Genomic DNA, 19,930 nt, shown 5'->3' with positions numbered 1-19,930 from the left:
ATCAAACGACGTTCACACTGATGATCTTCGCGATCATTTCACCGGACGAACCAGGACCTGCAGTTTCTTGCTGGCGTACTGAGCCGCGTTGCTGGTGAAGGTCCAATCTTTGTGCTCGCCAGAATGGTTGCCAATTCCCAGATCAGCACCCGAGCCTTTCTTCCAATTGTTGATGGCAAAGACGGTTTGGCGAGCACTCACATTGTGAACTTGCATGCAGCCGTAGCCATCCACTGGCATTCCTGGATCATCGCCAAAGTCGAAAGCGGTCCCGGATGCGCCCGGCACTTTGGCGGCATTGCTAGGGCTGTAATTGTTGGGCCAAAATTCGATTCTGCCGTTCTTGATTTCGTTACCCGACGACACACTGCTGTCACTGGCGTAGACATTCATTGACTCGACGGTTTGCTGAAACTTTGCATTTGCATCGACGGTCGGAATCCCAATTTTCGCAATGTCGTCGGTGAATGCGTCCATGCTGACAAAGACTGACTTGACGTTGCCGCCGGCATCTTCGAGAGACACCAGGTAAGCCACTCGATCGAAGTCGGAGATGTCTTCATGTCGGTCCACGTCGTACTGGATCTTTGATCCCAGCTTGCTCAGGTCCAACTCATAAACCAGTTCGTAGTCCGCCGCGTTTGGAATCGTTTGAGCAAACTCGGGCACCTCACCGGCTCGGAATGCAGAAAGCGGCAGTCCGGTTGCTCCGCGAAGATTGGGTTCTGCAAGTTTGTCCCATCCAAATCGCATCGCGGTTGGTTGCTGGACTTTTGCCGAAGACAAAACGATTTCATCGCCTTCGATTTTGGCGTCTGCTTTTTGGAATCCGCCGGAGTTGGGGCCGATGATTTCGAACCAATTGGGCGCCTCACCATCGCTGGTTGTTAGTTTGCCGCCGGTGTGTTTGAACCGAAGACGCAGTTGGTTGTCCTCCGTTTGGATCGAGTCCAAGAGAGGACTGTGCGCGACCAGATCGGTTTTTCCGTAATCGTGGTGCAGTGCCAAGTCGGCCAAACGCTTGCCAACATCTTGTTTGTTCGGCGGGTGAATGTCATTGACGGTCGCGATGTCGTTGGTGACGACCATGCCCGTGTTTGGAATGGCTAGAGCAGCCGCTTGTGCTTCCCAGAACTTGGCCAAAATCGATCCCGCTTCGTCGCCATATTGATAAGGTGCGATCTGTACGAAGTAGAACGGGAACGGCCCTTGGTTCCACTTGGCTCGCCAACCTTCGATCAGAGCCCGCATTTTCGCGGTGTACAGCATTCCTTCGCGATGATTGGCTTCACCTTGGTACCAAATCGCACCTCGGATCGGCATGTGGATCAACGGATGAATCATGCCGTTGTAAAGCGTTGTCGGTTGGCTGCGGGTTGTGAACGGCGTCAACGAGCTTGGGTATTCGGGGGCTGGTTCGATGAACGAGTCGTTCGCCAATGCTTCTTCGGCTTTCGCGACCCAGTTTTTGGTCGATTGCAGGTGCTTCTGAAGTGCTGATTCAAACGCGTCTGTTCCGGGTGTGCGTTGCGTGACCGATTCAGAGATGTCTTTGAGTTCTTCGACACCTTCGAACCCAACCGGTGGCGTCCATGGTTCGATACGAGTCCCGCCCCAAGATGAGTTGACCAATCCAATCGGCACGTTCAGCTCTTGGTGCAGTCGCCGAGCCATGAAGTAGCCGGCGGCGGTGAATTGGCCGACGGTCTCGGGGGAGCAGACTTGCCAAGGTGCGGGAACGTCATCCGCGGCAACCGGCGAAGGAACACGCGGTACTTTCATGTGGCGGATCTGCGGGAAGTTTGCCGCTGCGATTTCTTCTGCCGCGTTGACGCTGGACTGGACTCGCCATTCCATGTTGGATTGACCCGAGCACAACCAAACTTCTCCGACCAAAATGTCGGTGAGCTGAATTTCGTTGTTGCCGGTTACCTTGATCGCAACCGGATCGGCACTGGCGGAGCGGGCGGGAAGCTCCACCATCCAATTCCCCTTGCGGTCAGCGGTCGCGGTCGCTCGATCGTCTCCGATAGAAACTTCGATCTTCTCCGATGGCTCGGCCCAACCCCAAACTCGGATCGGCTTTTCTTGTTGAACGACCATGTGATCGGTGAAGAAGCCTGGCAACTTCACATCGCCGTGGGCGATGAGCGGTTGCAAAACGCTCGCGGAAAGAGCAAGAGCGATGGCCGCAAACAGCGAACTTCTGGGACGCGAACCGAGTTGTGTCATGGTGAAAAACTTTGGTGGGAAGGAGGGGGAGGGAAAGCAGATCAACGTTCTGCGGGGAGGTCGGGTTGTTGCCACGCACTCATGCCGCCATCGACCAGCAGCGTTTGTCCGTGAACGTGCTGGGCGACATCACTGAGTAAAAAGATTGCCGCACCCACGCATGCATCAGGCGATGGGATTTGGCCATTGGGTGTGTGCAATTGCATCCACGATTCGATGGAAGCATCGTGATTGACCACATCGGTGAGTCGGGTACGAACCAGACCGGGGGCCATTGAGTTGACACGGATTCCATGTGGGGCCAATGACACGCAGAGCGAACGGACCATCGATGCCACGGCGCCTTTCGAAGTGTCGTAGGCGGTGTGATCGGGTTCGGCTAGGAAGCCATTGATTGAACCGGTGAATAGGACACGACCGGCGACTTGGTTTTGTACCCAACATTTCGCGAAGGCTTGCGTCAGAAAGTACCCTGCCCCGACGTTCAAATTCATCGTGGTCTGATAACGCTCGGGAGTCATTTCCAGAAACGGCACGTCGATGAACATTCCCGCGTTGTTGACCAACGTGTCGACTCCCGGCAACGCCTCGTCAATCTTGGCTAGCAGGTCATCGATCCAGGTTTCGGCGGGCTTGGACAAATCGCAGAGTATCAGCTCGGCGGTCCGGCCGTTTTCGCGGCAAGCGGTTAAAGTGGCTTCGGTCGCGTCGTCTCGTTCCAGACCAATCAAAACCAGGTCCGCGCCGACGCTGCTTAGTCCACGGGCGATCGCACCGCCGACACCTTGCGTGCCGCCAGTGACGACGACGCGGCGTCCGTCCAAACGAAATCCATTTGGATGAAACGCCGCTGCAGCAGATTCCGGTGAAGCGTCACCGGGGGATGCATCTGGCGAATTCAAAGCGACGGTTTGGTTTCGGAGTAATCAGCGAAGTGCTGCTCTGTTTTTTCGCGATCAAAGTCACCGTCGTGCAACACGATGCGGAAATGAAGATCCAAGTGTTCTCCATCGGCAATCTTGACGCCGTCGTATTCCGGTTGGCCAAAATGATGGCGTCCAAACGGGTTGGCCGCGAACAAACCGTACGTGCGAACGTGCCAGTAGCAGTCGGGTTGCGAGTTATCGGGATGATAAAACATCGTGATGCCCGCCGTTGGCCAATCAGATGGCTCGTCCGAATCGGCTTGTAGAATTGGGCCGCTGTAATCAACCCACGAAGACTTCTTGCCCCATGCGGCTCCGTCTTTCAAACCTTCCGCGTTCTGTCCGGTGCCGCCGAGTTTCGCATCGACTTTCATCGTGCCTGCCACTCGGGCTCCCAGTGTGCCTTCCTTGGTGTCACCAAATACAACGTCGCCATCGGTTGCCATCAAACGAACGTCCAAGTCGATGACGGTGTCGCCCTGCGATTCGGAAAAGCTCCAACGTCGTTGATCACTCAAGACGCGGTTGCCGTCGGGGTCGTTCCAATCGTTCTTCGTGGTCAGGGTGACTCCGTTTTCGGTTTCTTCTTTCGAGAGTGATGTCTGTACGACGTAGCCGGTGTGTGGCGTTGGCTTGTCCAACCAGAAGTCGAACTCGTTGACGATCCCATGGGTGAACCACAGCGAACGATGATGATGGTGATCGTCTTTTTCGTACTTCCCCTTTCCCTCAATTGGGTAGTCGCGGGTCAGCGGTTGTCCCGATGGCGAATGCAACGGATAGAGTCCGGGCGTGCCGAGGAGGCTGGAGTGGTGACGGGCGATCAATTTTCCACCCCGATAAATCTCAACATCCTGTTGATTCGAATCCTTATCATCAGACGCGACGGTTTTGGCTTCCCACGTGGCAGTGGCGTCGGAGGTTGCTGCTGCAGGTGGGGCGGCGGAAACGGCCTGAGCGATCGACAACGCTGCGACGGCGACGCAGGCATGTTGAGTCAGTGGCCGAAGGAACCGGTGAAAACAGAGTTGATTCATCAAGGTGGGTCCGTTTGGGTTCATAGTCAGTGGGAATGCGTTTGAATGTTTGGCGGCAATCGTTGTCCGAAGTGATCGTGATCCCAATGGCATCGGGAGTTTTTCATGATCGCGGTGCAACCAGTTGCTGCAAGGGTGGGATTGGGAGGGGGGAGCGAAAATCAGCGAGCAAACTGAGCGTCTGATTGGCCGGTTGCTCGCAGGTCGATGGATTATGATAGAGGGGGACGAAGCACGATGCCATCTTTTCTGATTTCTGTTTTTTCCGGAGCGGACACAATGTGTCACCGAGGCGGTTCGAAATGTTTGATCTGGGGTGTGTTGTTGCTGTTTTGCGTTGGCGGACCCAATGCGGACGCCCAAAGAACGAATCAGAGAAACGTCAAAAAGCCAAACGCAAAAACAAAGATTCGGCTCCCTGAAAGTGTTCGCACGAAGAAGCCGGTGGACATGGACGTCGCTCCCGTCCGGCAATCCAGTCGCAATGAGATTCGCTACGCGGCAAACGAACTCGATACCTTCATCGAGCGAGAGTTATTGGCCGAAGGAATCGCCCCTCAAGAATTGGCCAGCGACGAAGTCTTTCTGCGCCGGATTTACCTGGACGTTGCTGGCCGTATTCCAACTCTGCAAGAAGCGGAACAGTTCCTCGCATCGAAATCAAGTGATCGTCGAGAAGAGCTGATCGATCAATTGCTCTCCAGCCCCGACTACGTCAGCCACACGTACAACTGGTGGGCGGACACGCTGCGTCTGGTGGATCGCCCTCAACCCAACTTGGTTGCCGATCCATACAACGGATACGTCAAGGAATCGATCGCCGAGAACAAACCGTACGACCAATGGGTCTACGAGATGCTGACGGCGGACGGCAAAGTTTGGGACAACCCGGCCGTCGGTTTCCAGCTTCGTGACGATGGAATGCCGCTGCCATACATCGACAACACGGTGCGAGTTTTCCTGGGCACACAGATCGGATGCGCTCAGTGTCACGATCACCCGTTTGATGAGTGGTCGCAGTACCAGTTCTATCAATTGGCAGCGTTCACCGCCGGCACCACCACTCGCATGCGAAAAGGCGATCCCGGTTATGAAAAGACGAACCCCGCCAACGCCCTCATCAACGAAGGCAAGAAACGATTCGACAAGGGCCGTGTGCCCGGAGAGTTCCAACGTATCGCTCGAGCGAACACTTACATCGTCAGCGAACGACCTCGACGTTTGCGTTTGCCTCACGACTATGCCTATCGCGATGCCAAACCAAAGGATTTTGTCGAGCCAAAGGTGCTGTGGGGAGAGATCCCATCGTCCGCCGCCAAATCCTCCCCTCGTGAGCAATTCGCGGCGTGGGTAACCAGCCCCGAAAATCCTCGGTTTAGCCAAACGATAGTGAACCGCCTTTGGAAGCGTCTGATGGGAGTTGGCTTCGTCGATCCCGTCGATGACTTTCGGGATGAGAACCCATGCGTCAACGAAGCCGCGATGGATTACTTGTGCAAAGAATTGGTTCGCCGCGGTTTTGATTTGAAAGAGCTGACACGCATTGTGTTGTACAGCCAAACCTACCAACGCAAAGCCGTCGACTATGACATCACCGACGGTGACTTGTACTACTTCCCCGGACCCACCGTTCGTCGGATGACGGCCGAGCAGGTTTGGGACTCGATCTTGACGCTGGCGGTCGACAACCCTTGGCCATTTCAGCGTCCAACGGCAGAAGAAATGAAGCCAGTGATGGATCTGGATTTTTCCAAGGTCGATTTCGCGGAGGTCCAACGACGATCCGCGAAGTTCAAAGAAACCTATTTTGCATCCACCTACAAACGGAATCTCAATCAACACGCCTATCAACGCAACGTGTTGTGCCGTGCCAGCGAATTGCCAGCACCATTGCCTGCGGATCACTTTCTGCGTCAGTTCGGACAGGGCGACCGAGAGGTCATCAATGGTTCTCAAGACGAAGCCACCGTGCCGCAAATCTTGGCCATGTTCAACGGACCAATCACTCACGTGATGTTGGAACCCGGATCCGCTTTGGTCGACAACGTTTTGGAAAAGAACAACATCAAGAAACGGATCGATGCCATCTTCCTGAGCGTCTTGACGCGCGAGCCATCGACGGAAGATCGCGTCCTCGCCTCTCGCGAATTATCGAGTCAGAACCAGACCGGTGTCGGTTACGGAAACATCATTTGGGCATTGCTCAACACTCGAGAATTCCTGTTCGTCCAGTGAAGCGGACTGGCACAAATTGATGTTTCTTTTCAATCCTCATCCCACTCATCACCCGCGTTGCGGTTCAGCCCCCACGAGATCGAATCATGGCCGGAATTGAATTCACCCTGGAAGATCGACGACGATTCATCAAACGATTGGCAAAGCAAACACTCGGCGTGTCGTTCGCCGGTGGCATGCTAGGTGGACCGTGGTGGGATGAGCTGTCGCCTCAAAACCGTGCACATGCGGCATCGGCATCCGCCAAGAAAGCCAAGCACATCATCTATCTGTTCATGGATGGTGCGATGTCACACTTGGATACCTTTGATCCGAAAGAAGGCGTGGAGGAGGCGGGGGAGACGAAACCGATCTCAACGCGAGTTCCCGGCATTCAGTTTGGCGACCGATTTCCAAAGCTGTCGTACCTAGCAGGTGCAATCGCGACGGTTCGGTCCTTGTCGACAGAAACCGGGGCTCACGAACAAGGCCGCTATTTGATGCGGACCGCGTACAAGCAAATCAATTCGATTCAGCATCCCGGTATGGGAGCGTGGATGGTGGATCGACAAGGTCGCGCAAACAGAGAACTGCCGGGCAACTTTTTGATCGGCAGCGGCAACCGGCATCCGGGGGCCGGCTTCTTGCCGCCGGCGCTCTCGCCCGTCCCGATTGCGAATGCAAACTCTGGTTTGCAAAACATCAAATTGCCAAAGTATCTGGATGAGAAACTGTTTTACCGACGATTGGCTTTGGCCAACCGATTCGACAAATCGTTTCAGTCACAGCGCACGAACAACGACGTCGAAGCCTACAACCAGCTTTACCTGGAGACTCGCAAGCTGATGGGAAGCGAGCATTTGAAGGTCTTCGATCTGAACGAAGAAGATGCAAAGATCCGCGATGCCTATGGTCGCAATTCGTTTGGCCAAGGTTGCTTGCTCGCACGCCGTTTGGTGGAATCGGGAGCTCGGTTTGTCGAGGTCAATTTCGGCGGATGGGACATGCACCAAGACCTCTATTCGCGTTTGGATGAGAAGGCGACCCAGGTCGATGACGGGATGGGCTTTTTGCTTCGCGACCTTCACTCGAAGGGATTGCTGGATGAAACGCTCGTGGTTTTAACGACCGAGTTTGGGCGAAAGCCCAAGATCAATGCGAATGCGGGTCGGGATCACCATCCCGGAGTGTTCTGCAGCTTGTTGGCAGGTGCCGGAATCAAGGGTGGCCAAGTGTTGGGGGCATCGGACAAGCACGGCAGCTATGTCGATGAATACCCGGTCAGCGTTTCATCGTTCAACAAGACCATCGCTGCGGCGGCCGGATTGCCGTTGGACGAGGAGTTCTTCGCGCCCAACGGACGTCCCTTTAAGATCGGGGGCGACGACGATCCCATCCCCGAACTTCTTGCCTGATGTAAGCTCCCATTGTCAGAAACAGCTCAGTTGGTCTCGCATCGTCGTGCTGTTCTGGCGTTGGTCGTTGTCAACGTTTTGTGGGGATCTTCTTTCCCCTTCATGAAGACGTTGAATCTTCTCGCTGACGAACACTTTGGTGTGGATGAGCACACGGCCTCTGGAGCTTTTCGGGCCGCGGCATCCGCGTGGATGATCGGTTTGCGATTTACATTGGCCTTCGCGATGTTCGCGATCTGTTGCCGGGGTGTGATGAGACGCGTTCGCTGGCCGCACTTCCTCGCCGGAGTCGCGATCGGTTGCTTGTTCGTCATCGGCATGGTGTTGCAAGTATCCGGGCTATCGACCATTCCCGCATCTCGCAGCGGGTTCCTGACCAGCCTCGCTGTGGTTTGGACGCCCGTTCTCGCAACGCTTTTTGAACGAAAACGTCCACGAGTAATCGTTTTGCTCGCCGCCGGAGTTTCCTTGTTCGGTGTGGCGATTCTGACTGGATTGCTGCAGTGGGCCGACGGCGGCCTACGTTTCGCACCCGATGGACTTGGGCAATGGAAAACTGGCGACACGCTGACGCTGCTGGCGGTGCTGTTCTTCAGCGGCCAGATCGTTGCGGTCGATTGGTTTGGAAAGCGATTGGATTCGCTTGCGTTCACACCATCGATGTTCGGAACCACCGCCGTGTTGGCGTTGCTGTTCCTTGCGCTGATCCAGCCCAGCATCCCTGAGGTATCGGCAATCGATTCGGCTAGCGCGGGATGGTACGCATTGACGATTCAGCCGAGGTTCTACGTTCTGATCGTGTTGCTTTCGATCTTTCCGTCGTTGGTCGCGTTCTCGCTGATGAATCGATTTCAACCTAGCGTGTCACCGACGCAAGCATCGGTGCTCTACACCCTGGAGCCTCTGATGGCGTCCACCTGGGCCATGTTTGTTCCCGGGCTGCTCAGTGTTTGGTGTGCCGTCCAGTACGCAAACGAAACGTTAACCTTTGAACTCGTGCTCGGCGGAACCATCCTGATCCTCGCCAACTTGCTGGCACTCTGGCCATCAAAGGAAGCGTGATGAATACGCGAGAACTGTCCTAAACGGTGCCGTCACGTGGCCGTCCGAACCGAAGCTTCACAGTCCCGGCAAGGGCTCTGTCACCACTCCCAGAACCAAGAACGCAACTTCAAACCTCTTGCCTTGGGAAACCGATGCTCTTGCATCGGAATGTCTTTTCACTAACAGAGACTCCCCAGAAATTGCTAGCACCGCCCCCGTTGGGGCTTTGCAATCTTGGTGCCGTCACAACCCAGGGCGTTGCCCTGGGCTGGCATAGGGCTGCCCCGTTGGGGCGAAGTCGTGGAACAAAACCTACGCAGTCCAAAGCAGCGTCCAACCCAAAGATTGAGCAACCAGCCTTATCACCACACAACTCATTTTCTAACCTCACATCTTCTAACCGATTCACGGCTGCTCTCACTCCGTGACCACGCGAGAAAATGTGACGCGACAGAACCGTGCTGCGCTGACATCCTTCAGCGAGCCGCAAAGGGGGCACCCTGACACAGGGAATTCGATGGGCATTCTGGCTGCGAGATTGAACGCACCGGCGGACGCGAGTGTTCTTCCGCAGCCCCTTCGGATGTGTAATCTTGGTGCCCCGTCCTCGGGATGACGATCCTGGCGGTCACCGAACCGAACGCACCTTCCCTGCCGAAACCAACATGTCTCACGAATCAGCCGATGCCCAGAGTTCAGCTGCACGTTCAACCGAACCCAATCTCGATTCGACGAAATTTGCCGAGGTGACATCAGGGGTCTATCGTCGCTTTGATGCGGAATCGGTTTGGATGGCGTTGCGCTATGCGGTCGGGCAACGATTGTTCGATGAGAACCCGACGATCATGTTGATGTTCGTGCGAATTGCGGAGGTCTATCCGGAGGCTCATGCACGATTGCAGGAGATCCGGTCCCAGGAATCCGGTCCGTTGCGTCAAGCGATTGACTTGATTGTCGATCCCCCCAACGAGCTTCGTGAAGCGAAGTACCTGCCCGATTCGATTCAGTCGCCCGGTGAGATGGATCTGTGTTGGGCGGAATTTCTAGTGACCGGGAAAACGGAAGTCATCGAGAAGATTGTTGCAGTGCTGGACCGTGACGACCGGACTCGTGAATTCCTCAATGAAACGCTCTCCAGCGACGCGACTGATTTTCAATTGTCCGATGCGGAACGCACTGAGCTTCAACAATTTGGAATTGGAATCGGAAAGTTGTCGGAAGATGCCCGCTGGGAGGTCATGACGCCAGGTGATTCCGATCTGTTTCTATGGCTGGCGATCAAAGACCAAAATGAAACCTGTTCGCGAATTTTGCAAGCCATGGACGAACCACTGAAACTGCACTTGGCGAGCAAGGGAGCCGCACTCTGGTCACTTCAGGCGAATGCAACGCAGCACGGGACAATTCGCTTGCTTTGTGAACAGGCAAGCAAGCAACCTGGTGGTTTCGGGCGAAAACTCCTGGTTCCAGCCTGATGTGCCACCCACCAAGCTTTGAGTCATTCGTGGACGGCTAGAAAAATGGGACGGGCTAGAAAAATTGGACGGGGGTCAAATGAGGTTGGTTGGGTCACGTGGGCCTTCGTCTTGAGGGTAGTTTGGCCCACAGGTCGTATTTGTCAGCGAGCTTTTCGCCCGTGTCGATGTTGCCGAAGAGTTCTGAGCGGTGGTAGTTTTCGATTGGCGGGATGGGAGAGTTGCTTCGTTGGTGGTGTCGCTGCGGGGCGCGATTGAGGCGGTTCTTTCTTTGGTGGAACCGCCCCTGAAACGTTTTCGATTCAGAGGCGGTAGGTTGTCTGCTTTGCCGTAAGACGCCAAACAGCTTTTGGTAATCCATCTCTTTAGGAGCCGATCAGTTCGCTGGAAAGTTCGAGGTTGTCGCCGAGTTCTTTTTGCAGGCTTTGGAGTTGCTCGAAGAGGTGTTTGACGATCGGTTGCATGGCGGGATTGGTGGCCAGGTTGGTTTGCTCGCCGGGATCGTTTTGCATGTCAAACAGTTCTACCGTTTGGGCTTTGGGGAACACGATGAGTTTGTGCTCGGGTGTGCGAATGCTGCGTTGCAGATTCAGGTAGGCGCCGTAGATGGCTGGGTACGGTGTTACGCCTCCGTCCATCAATGGAAGCACGCTGTGGAAGTCAACGTGATCGGGTTTCTCGATCTTTGCTAGTTGCAATGTTGTCGGCATCACGTCTTGCAGGTAGATCGGTTCTTCAATTCGTGCGCCCGCTTTAATGCCAGGGCCTTTGACGAGAAACGGCACGCGAACGCTGTGGTCGTACGGGTTCTGCTTTCCGAGAAGACCATGTTGGCCGACTGCGAGGCCATGATCAGCAGTGAAGAAAATCCATGTGTTGTCGGCTTCTCCGGATGCTTCGACCGAATCGAGGATGCGGCCGATCATCGCGTCCATGTGCGTTAGCAACGCGTAGTACTCGCGACGATGAACTCGAACGGCGTATTCGGTTCGTGGAAACGGCGCCAGACGCTCATCTCGAAGTTTGCGTCCACATCCAATTTCTTCCGCATAGGGATGCAGTGGCTGGTAGTTTGCAGGAACCAAGATGTTTTCCGCAGGGTATTTGTCGAGGTATTCCTGCGGAGCCTGCCGGGGGTCGTGAGTGGCGTTGAAGGCCAAGTACATGAACGTGGGTTGGTCGTGCTTGGCCGCGTCGGCGAAGAAGTCATCGGAGTGGTTGGCGATGACCTCGCTCCAGTGCGTGCCGCCTTCCCAGAATCCGCCCCACTTGGGATCCGATGGCGACCACGGATCGGGTTGGCCCTCAATCGGCCGGTTGTAGCCTTCCGGGAAATCTTTGGGCATGCCGGGGCGGGTATCTCGAACGACGTCAAATGATTTCTCGGCGTTTGCCCGGCAGTGCCACTTACCAGTCATGTAGGTACGGTAGCCGGCGGACTTCATCATCTCGCCCCACCAGCGTCCTTCCTGACGTTCCTGTTCGGATTGGTTGTAGATTTCCTGTGCTTGCCAAACAAAACGTCCCGAGTTCAGCATTGTGCGGCTGGCGAGGCAAACGGCACCGCTCCACGAGCCCATGTTGTAGGCGTGATTGAACGACGTGCCTTCGCGAGCGAGGCGATCGAGGTTGGGAGTCTCAACCTCTTCATTGCCAAGTTCCGCGATGGAATCAAAGCAAAGGTCATCTGCGAAAATGAAGATGATGTTGGGGCGATCATCCGCGAAAGATTGAGCAGCGGAGAGGTTGAGGAAAAGCGTGCCTAGAGCGAGGCACGCTGCGATCATTGAGCGAGGCATGAGCAAAAAAGCTAGGTGGGAAGGGAGTGGGGAAGCCTCCCAGTCTAGCTCAATGAATTTGCTTTGGGTGAACTCGATGGAGTTCAGCTGGCACCGAGTTCGACGTCAATCTTGGCATCTCGTGCTGCGTCGCGAAGTTTGCTCAGTGCACGAGCTTCCAATTGACGAACTCGTTCTTTGGTCACGCCCATTTCTTCGCCGACCTCTTTCAAGGTCAAAGGTTCCACGCCGCGTTGCAGACCAAAGCGAGCGGTGATGATCTTTTGTTCGCGTTCATCCAGGCGATCCAAGATGCGAGCCAACTCACGTTGACGTTGCAGCTGGACGGTCTCTTCCAAGTACGGGTCCAAGCGTTCGTCTTGATGTGCGACGAACATCTCGTCCGGCGTTGCTCGGAAGCGATCGCGATGTTTGAATTCATTCGGAATGGTCCGAGCGAAGTTCTTCATGATCGCCCATGAGGCGTAGGTGCTGAACTTGTTGCCTCGCGAGTAATCGAATTTCTCGACTGCTCGGATCAAGGACATGTTGCCGTCGCTGATCAGCGAGAAGAAATCTTCCGCCGATGCGACGTGGCGTTTCGCGATGGAAACCACCAAACGCAAGTTCGCTTGCACGATCTTGTTCTTGACCTTGACCGCTTCTTCGTACAGCGATTGGATTTGGTCCATCACTGCCGTGTCCATGCGATCGGCGTCTGTCAACGATTGACGCAGTTTGTTCGCACGGTGTTTCAGGTAGTTCATTTTGCGGAAGAGGTGACCCTCTTGTTCCCGCGTCAACAGCGGCACGTCGTACAACGCAGCCAAGTAGCTCGGCAATTCCGAAGGGGCTCGCACTTTACGAGCGGTTTCGGAAACAGGCATCTCAGCCAAGTACTCGCTTTCGCGAGACGTGTCTTCGAAGTCTTCGTTGTAGATGTACTCAAGCGGCATCTCGAGCAAATGCTGCATCCGAACTTCGTTCAAGATCCGCTGGATGCTTGTTCGAGTTCGTTTGAACCGTTTGCACAATTGCGGGATGGTCGCACCGTGCAATTGCAATTGGTGAATGACTCGCTTGTCTTCGTCGCTGAGTGTTTCGCGGTGATGAGGGAAAATGGCCAGTTGGCGATTCTTGGCGTCGAAATTCTTCAGCGTGTAGCGAACCGTTTCAGGCGAGCGATGCATGATCGTCGCGATTTGCTGGATCACTTCGGCGAAGGTGGCGCCTCCCTCGACCAATTGCCGAGCACGTTCGACCATCTCGGTCTTTTCGTTGTCGGTCAGTTGGCTGAATCGTTCGCCGCGACGGACTTTGTCGCGGTTGTTGGCGATGAATCGATCGACGCTGCTGTTGAGAAAGCCAACGCGTTTTCGTTTGCCAAACAAGAATTTGCGACTGACCAAACCGGCGTCACGCCAGCGGCTGATTGTTTTGGTTGAGACGTGGAAATTGCGGCTGAGGTCGGCCACGGTGTGCACGTGTTCGCCGGCTTCGTTGGCACCGATATCGGCCGAATCCGACAAGTCTTCGATTAGCAAACGCAGGTCGTGCACCAAATCAGCCGACGCGATTGTTTGTCGCAGCGATGATTCGGGACGGTAATTGGTGATGCGGAACGTGACGTAATCCATCGAATAATCGCGATCGGGCTGAATTTCCGACAGCAATTTTTCGGCCAACAACGACTGTTCGATCTTCTTGGCTCGGGGGCTAAAGCGAGACAATTGATCGCGAAGTTCTTTGACAGCAATGTTTCGGTAAGACGTATGCATAATCTAGGTTTCCCATGCCAGATTGTCCGTGCCGTTGTCCATGCGACCCCGGCGGGTCGTCAGCACGTCAATCCAATTTGCCCGGAGGTCGCCTTATCCATAAGACGATCGGTTAGATCGGGCGGGGAGACTTTGTCTTTGGAACCACCAAAAAGGGGGCTCTCAAAAACCATCCAATTTCTCACCACCGTCTCTTCCGGCGCGACTCCGTGCCACGCCAGTTGAAGAAAACCGGGCATCAGAGCACTGAATTTCGGCAGACTTCGTGGGCTGTACTGATTAGAGCGTGTGATCTCGTCGAGAGTTCGCTGAGACCACCGTTGATAGCGAAAAAGACGAGTTTTTTCGTCTCCGACACGTCGCCAAGTTCCCCTCGTTGACCCAATGTCAAACCGAAAGTGAACCTGTCGAAATGCGCGGCTACCCTGCCCAAATCAGGACGGAGGGTCACTAGTGAAAGTTTCAGGCCAAACGATGCTCCCAAAGTCGAAAATCGCATTTGACTTTGCAAGTGTCCCGCAAAACGCTTGGTTTTCGCTGGCACAAAATTTTTGAGCGTGCGGCAAGTGTCCTTGTCGCTGTCAAAAAAGTGCAAAGTTTACAATCAGTTTGAAACTTTGGCGGTCTCACAATGAGAAAGCCGGCAAGAAGGACGAGATCGGATCAACCGCGAGAACCGGTCGAGCCGATTGAACAGATTGAGACCGCTGCTGCGATGCGGTCGTGCGATTTTCGACTCTGCCGCCAATCCGCTGAATAGATCATGACGAATTCGACTTCCAAACGTGCCACTCCGAATTCTTCGCCCGCATCTCGCCGTGCGTTCCTGGGACGCTTGGTCGCAATCGGCGGCATGGCAGGGACATTAGGAACGAGCCAAATCGCCTCCGCGGCAGGTTCATCGACGAACGACGTGATTCTTCGGCCGCGTCTCGACCTCGGACTCTACCGCGTTCGAATGGAGATGGACGTCAAAGGAAACGTCAATCTGACCAAGGATCCGTTGCTCGCATTGACGGCGAAACCGAGCACCAAACAGCAATTGCCGATCACGGCGAAAGTCGCATTGGACTACGAAGAGCGTTATCTGCGACCCAAAAACGCCGATATGGAATCGCCCATCATTGCCGCCGAACGGCACTACCACTCGGCTCAGGGCGTGAGCCGGTTGAGCCGGATGGATCAGACCACCGAATTGCGTGACAATTTGGGCCTCGTGGTGGCTCGTCGTGACACATTGCCGGAGGCGATTTATGCCTCCGACGATTACTTGAATCACGACGAATTGGATCTCCTGCGGACCCCCATCGCCAGCGTCGCACTGGACCGGCTTCTGCCGACTCAAACGTTGTCGATTGGCGAAAAGGTTGCGTTGGATTCGAATGATTTGGCATCGGCTTTCAACCTGAGTGGCGTCGTCAAAAGCGACGTCGAAATCAGTTTGGTTTCCAACGATGCCAGCAACGCGAAGTTGCAGTTTCAAGGAAAGATGGATGGTTCGGTCAGCGGTGTTCCAACGCAATTGCGAGTGTTGGGCAAATTGACGTTCCAGCATTCCACTCGGACCGTCACTTGGGCGGCAGTCGCGATCCACGAGACTCGCGAAATTGGAATGGCGGAACCTGGATTCGACGTCACCGCGACGATTCGAATGATCCGCAAACCGCTTGAAATACCTCAGGTTTTGCCCGCTTCCGCGGTCGCCGTCGATTTTGACTCGCCACCACCATCGGACCGAATGCTGATGGCAGTGGATTGCGAGAAAATCGGCGTCAACGCGCTTCTGGACCGTCGTTGGCGGATCATGCAGGACGGCGCCGGACAGGCGATCCTGCGAATGATTGAGAACGAGCAAAGCATCGCTCAGTGCAATCTGCGGTCGCTGCCGCGTCTTCCGGAAGGCAATCAGTTGACGCTGGAGGCATTCGAAGCCGACGTTCAGCGAACTTTGGACAAGCAGCTCGACCAATTGGTGCGGTCCGAAGAGCAGTTGTCTGACTCCGGCCTACGAGTTTTGCACGTCACCGCGACGGGCGAAGTCGAGGGGATTCCGATCCAGTGGATTATGATGCACTTCAGTGACGATTCGGGTCGCCGCGTCCAGGCCACCCTGACGATGGAAGGCGACAGCGTGAATGATTTGAGCGGTTCGGACGTCCAATTGGCGGCATCGTTGCAGTGGTCCGGCCCGGCGGTCACCGCGGGCGAGGAAATCGAGCTGGATCCAGCAGAAAAATCCGGCTTGGACGGCACGGAAACAGCTTCCTCGGCCGGTCAGCAATTAAGATTAGAGCCGGCTGACCTGGTTGCTCCGAGCAAAAATCGTCCGGAGCACGTAATCTCAGCCAGTGACCTTCCCACGACCAAGCGTTAACGACGGCTTTTCATGTCAATCATCGCCACACGAACTCGATCTTTGGACGCCTCTTCGGCCGGCTTGCCGCCGCGGTGGGGCTGGACCGGCGTGATGGCGCGATGGAGCCAAAAATCGATCGTCGCTGTCGCGATGTGCGTCTCGGCGAGCACCATTTGTGGCTCCGCACACGCACAAGAGGCTGCTCCGTCGGCCAAGGTGCAAACTGAATTCGCACCGGGAGTTGTGACCGCGATTCCACCGGCTCCGGATCCGAAGGAAACCTTCGATGGTCCACTGACGCTGAAATCGATTATCAACAGCCATCCCGAGATCGCTTGGCAGAGCGACAATCATCCCAACGGCGAGCCTCATTTCGAGCCACGCTCGCGCACGCTGGAAGAAATGGCGAAGCAAGTGATTTTGCGTCGCGAAATTTTTTGCTTTGAGTTTTCGTTCAAACCACTTCGCCAGATGTACCTCGATCTGCCTCGTCCTGACGGCCGATTGCAACGCAAATTGGTGCATTACATGGTGTATCGCGTTCGTTACCGCGGCGGCGATTTGCGTCCCGCCGTTGACGATCCGGACAATCCGATCTACCAGCGAATCGAATCGGTCAGCTACAGCTCCCGCCGGTTCTTTCCGATGTTGGTGCTGAGGGATCACGAAAGCGATCGCAGTTATGTCGATCAAATTCTACCGATCGCCCGCGATCGCATCGCGATTCGTGAGCAAATCACCGCTCCACTGCACAATTCGGTCGATATCAGCACGGTCAAAATTCCACGAACCTCCGACGAGAGCGCACCTGGCGTTTGGGGGGTGGCGACTTGGGTGGACGTGGAACCCGGTTTGGATTTCTTCTCAATCGACGTGTTCGGTTTGACGAATGCATTCGAACAGGACGGTGAAGGCGAAGACGCACCGTATCGCCGCAAAGCGTTGACGTTGAACTTCTATCGCCCCGGCGACAGAATGGACCAAACGGAAGATCGCGTTCGCTTTGGCGTGCCCGCGTATTCGGATCCGGAAGAGCAAAAATACATGCTGGATCAATATGGGCTGGAACAACGACTTGATTACACGTGGACGTTCCGCTAATCTCTCGCCCTCTCAAAAATCTACAACCATTTCTCACTGATCAAAACGCAGAACTTCGATGGCACACAAAAAGGGTCAGGGCAGCAGCCGCAACGGTCGTGACAGCAACGCGCAACGTCGTGGTGTCAAGAAATTCGGCGGTGAAGCCGTTATCGCCGGCAACATCTTGGTCCGTCAGGTTGGAACGAAGTTCCATCCAGGTGCCGGTGTTGGAATGGGCAACGACTACACTTTGTTCGCATTGGTCGACGGCAAAGTCCGTTTTGACCGCGAAGGTCGTCGCGTCAACATTGACGTTGCCTGAATAAAAACCGGCTGACTCTTCTTCCTTGAGCACGTTTGATGTTGCGGGTCTGAACCCGCCACAAGCCAAAGCGGTGCAGACATTGTCTGGCCCGCTTCTGGTGCTCGCCGGTGCTGGCACGGGAAAAACCCGCGTCGTGACGTTTCGCATTGCGAATCTGATCAAGCACGGCGTGAAGCCTGATCGCATCTTGGCGGTGACGTTCACCAACAAAGCGGCTGGTGAAATGCAGGATCGCGTCGGCGAACTGCTGGGCTACAAGAATCAAAAACGGAAACGTGGCCAAAAGGGCCCGCCGAAGCCCACCATCAGCACGTTCCATGCTCAGTGCGTGAGGATCCTCCGCGAGCATGCGCCCGCGATCGGATTTCCCGCGACTTTCGCGATCTACGACCGCAGTGACCAAGAGTCCCTCGCGCGGGCGATTCTGCGTGAGTTGCGGTTGCCGAACACGGCTTTGAAACCCGGTGACATGCTTTCGATCATCAGTGGTTGGAAGAGTGCGTCCGTGTTTCCGGAACAAGCGATGAGCATCGCGAGCACCGACAAAGAGCATTTCGCAGCGTCTGGTTACCGCCGATATCAAAATGGTCTGCGTGCTCGCGGGGCCATGGATTTCGACGATCTGCTGCTGCACACCGAGACGTTGTTCGCCGAGCACACCGATATTCGCGATCGCGAAGCGGGCAAGTATGACCACGTCTTGGTTGACGAATATCAAGACACCAATGGCAGTCAGTACCGGATCACCAAACACCTGACTGAGGTGCATCGGAACCTTTGCGTCGTCGGCGACGATGATCAATCGATCTATGCGTGGCGCGGTGCGGACGTGTCGCACATCCTTAGCTTCAGCAAGGATTGGCCGGACGCGGAAGTGGTTTGGTTGGAAGACAACTATCGCAGCACCGGTGCCATCCTTGAGATGGCCAACACGCTGATTGATTTCAACACGGTTCGTCACGACAAGGTGCTCAAACCGTTTCGCCCGTCAGGCAAGCGTCCTCGGATTGTGCAGCACAAGGATGAGCAAGCTGAGGCCGAGACGGTCGTTCGTGAGATCAAGCACCTGATTGAAAACGAACACATCCAGCCCAAAGACATCGCCATCCTGTTTCGCACCAACGAACAGCCTCGTTTGTTCGAGACGGAGTTGCGAAAGCATGATGTGCCGTACGTGATGTTGGGTAGCCAGTCGTTCTTTGACCGACGTGAAGTCCGTGACATCGTTGCGTATTTGAAATGGATCAATCAGCCCGACGATGAGATCTCGTTGTTGCGCGTGATCAACACGCCCGCTCGCGGACTGAGTAACAAGTCCGTGCGGATGTTGGTCGATCGTGCCGTGTCGAAGGGCATCCCCGTTTGGCAGGTGATGAATGATCCTGAATCAGTTGCGGATCTGACCCCGGCGGCTCTTCGGGGAATCGATCAGCTGAAGCAGTTGCTGGGCGATGTGCAGCAACGGTTGGCAAACGAAACGATGCGGGAGGGTCTGGAGACGCTGTTGCAGCGGACCGCCTACGCCGATGAAATCGCTCGGCTTTACGATCAACCCGATGAGCGTGAATCACGCATGGCATCGATCGGCGAAGTCGCCAACGCGGTCGCGGCTTACGAAGACAAGAATGAAGAGCCTGATTTGTCGGGTTTCTTGTCCGACATCGCATTGGCCGGTCGAGAGATGGGCAGCGAGAAGGACAAGTTGGCGATGAAGAACGCGGTGTGGTTGCTGACCATGCACGCGGCCAAAGGACTGGAGTTCCCGGTCGTTTACATGGTCGGGATGGAAGATGGCATTTTGCCCCACAGCCGAACGCTGAAAGGCGGGATGGAAGAAGACATCGCCGAAGAGCGGCGTTTGTGCTACGTCGGCATCACACGCGCCCAAGATCAGTTGACGATGTCGCTGGCTTTGACGCGTCGTAAATGGGGCAAGCCTCGTCCGACCAAGCCGAGCATGTTCCTGTACGAGATCACCGGGCAGGCCGACAATCCAAACAAGTATCGCAAGCGGAAACAGGGCGCGTCACGGTCGTAACGTGTGGAGTTGAAGACGTTGCTTCAGCGATGGCTTGTTCTTCAGAAGATCGTTCGGCTTTGGCTCGGGGAGGGTAACACGGGGCACTTCCCATGCTCGGCCCTCACCCTCGCGTACGCCTGAACGGCGTCGCTCGACCTCTCCCCAAACTTCGTTTCGGGAGGGGTACGCGGTGTGTAAATCAGGCGAAAAGCGGCATCAAAAAAATACACGACCTCTACGCCTGAAC

General features: G+C 55.4%; 13 protein-coding genes. 8 read left to right on the top strand and 5 right to left on the bottom strand.

What is annotated here, in order from left to right:
* Positions 1–33: 33 nt before the first annotated feature.
* From B2R17_RS20670 to B2R17_RS20660, 3 genes are read right to left on the bottom strand one after another with little or no spacing between them, the layout of a single operon-like run.
* Complete coding sequence (locus B2R17_RS20670) at positions 34–2,232, bottom strand: sialate O-acetylesterase (protein WP_286765470.1); 2,199 nt, start codon at positions 2,230–2,232, stop codon at positions 34–36.
* Positions 2,233–2,273: 41 nt separating this feature from the next.
* On the bottom strand, positions 2,274–3,134 hold the full coding sequence (locus B2R17_RS20665; RefSeq protein WP_286765469.1) for an SDR family NAD(P)-dependent oxidoreductase: 861 nt from the start codon (positions 3,132–3,134) through the stop codon (positions 2,274–2,276).
* Positions 3,131–4,195: a PmoA family protein gene (locus tag B2R17_RS20660; RefSeq protein ID WP_286765468.1), complete on the bottom strand. Its 1,065-nt coding sequence runs from the start codon at positions 4,193–4,195 to the stop codon at positions 3,131–3,133. The genes B2R17_RS20665 and B2R17_RS20660 overlap by 4 nt, the downstream gene beginning before the upstream one ends.
* A 237-nt stretch (positions 4,196–4,432) precedes the next feature.
* Between B2R17_RS20660 and B2R17_RS20655 the strand changes: the two genes are divergently transcribed.
* The 4 genes from B2R17_RS20655 to B2R17_RS20640 all read left to right on the top strand — a co-directional run bounded on the left by B2R17_RS20655 (position 4,433) and on the right by B2R17_RS20640 (position 10,343).
* Positions 4,433–6,430, top strand: a complete 1,998-nt coding sequence (locus tag B2R17_RS20655) for a DUF1549 and DUF1553 domain-containing protein (protein WP_339887377.1) — start codon at positions 4,433–4,435, stop codon at positions 6,428–6,430.
* Positions 6,431–6,516: 86 nt separating this feature from the next.
* Positions 6,517–7,824: a DUF1501 domain-containing protein gene (locus tag B2R17_RS20650; RefSeq protein WP_008656135.1), complete on the top strand. Its 1,308-nt coding sequence runs from the start codon at positions 6,517–6,519 to the stop codon at positions 7,822–7,824.
* Positions 7,825–7,836: 12 nt separating this feature from the next.
* Positions 7,837–8,886 carry a DMT family transporter gene (locus tag B2R17_RS20645; protein ID WP_286765466.1) on the top strand — a complete coding sequence of 350 codons (1,050 nt, stop codon included), beginning with the start codon at positions 7,837–7,839 and terminating at the stop codon, positions 8,884–8,886.
* 647 nt (positions 8,887–9,533) lie between these two features.
* Entirely contained in the window at positions 9,534–10,343 is an 810-nt protein-coding gene (locus B2R17_RS20640; protein WP_236616178.1) for a hypothetical protein, read from the top strand.
* A 365-nt stretch (positions 10,344–10,708) separates the two neighbouring features.
* Here the strand turns inward: B2R17_RS20640 and B2R17_RS20635 are convergent, their stop codons facing one another.
* Together B2R17_RS20635 and B2R17_RS20630 are read right to left on the bottom strand one after the other, a co-directional pair.
* A complete protein-coding gene (locus B2R17_RS20635) occupies positions 10,709–12,142 on the bottom strand; it encodes a sulfatase-like hydrolase/transferase (RefSeq protein ID WP_286765465.1) in 1,434 nt (477 codons plus the stop codon).
* 83 nt (positions 12,143–12,225) lie between these two features.
* Entirely contained in the window at positions 12,226–13,899 is a 1,674-nt protein-coding gene (locus B2R17_RS20630) for a sigma-70 family RNA polymerase sigma factor (protein ID WP_007331910.1), read from the bottom strand.
* A 763-nt stretch (positions 13,900–14,662) separates the two neighbouring features.
* Between B2R17_RS20630 and B2R17_RS20625 the strand changes: the two genes are divergently transcribed.
* Genes B2R17_RS20625 through B2R17_RS20610 form a run of 4 tightly spaced genes read left to right on the top strand, consistent with a single transcriptional unit; the run spans position 14,663 to position 19,701 of the window.
* Positions 14,663–16,273 carry a hypothetical protein gene (locus B2R17_RS20625; protein WP_286765464.1) on the top strand — a complete coding sequence of 537 codons (1,611 nt, stop codon included), beginning with the start codon at positions 14,663–14,665 and terminating at the stop codon, positions 16,271–16,273.
* A 12-nt stretch (positions 16,274–16,285) separates the two neighbouring features.
* Positions 16,286–17,356 carry a hypothetical protein gene (locus B2R17_RS20620; protein ID WP_008656158.1) on the top strand — a complete coding sequence of 357 codons (1,071 nt, stop codon included), beginning with the start codon at positions 16,286–16,288 and terminating at the stop codon, positions 17,354–17,356.
* A 58-nt stretch (positions 17,357–17,414) separates the two neighbouring features.
* Positions 17,415–17,660 (top strand): 50S ribosomal protein L27, encoded by a 246-nt coding sequence (rpmA, locus tag B2R17_RS20615; RefSeq protein ID WP_007327901.1) that lies wholly within the window; start codon positions 17,415–17,417, stop codon positions 17,658–17,660.
* Between the two features lie 25 nt (positions 17,661–17,685).
* Complete coding sequence (locus B2R17_RS20610; protein WP_008656162.1) at positions 17,686–19,701, top strand: ATP-dependent helicase; 2,016 nt, start codon at positions 17,686–17,688, stop codon at positions 19,699–19,701.
* Positions 19,702–19,930: the final 229 nt, after the last annotated feature.

This window comes from Rhodopirellula sp. UBA1907 (assembly GCF_002337565.1).
GTDB lineage: Bacteria > Planctomycetota > Planctomycetia > Pirellulales > Pirellulaceae > Rhodopirellula > Rhodopirellula europaea.
The sequence above is the reverse complement of the archived record's forward strand: the minus strand, read 5'-3'. Positions and strand labels throughout refer to the sequence as shown.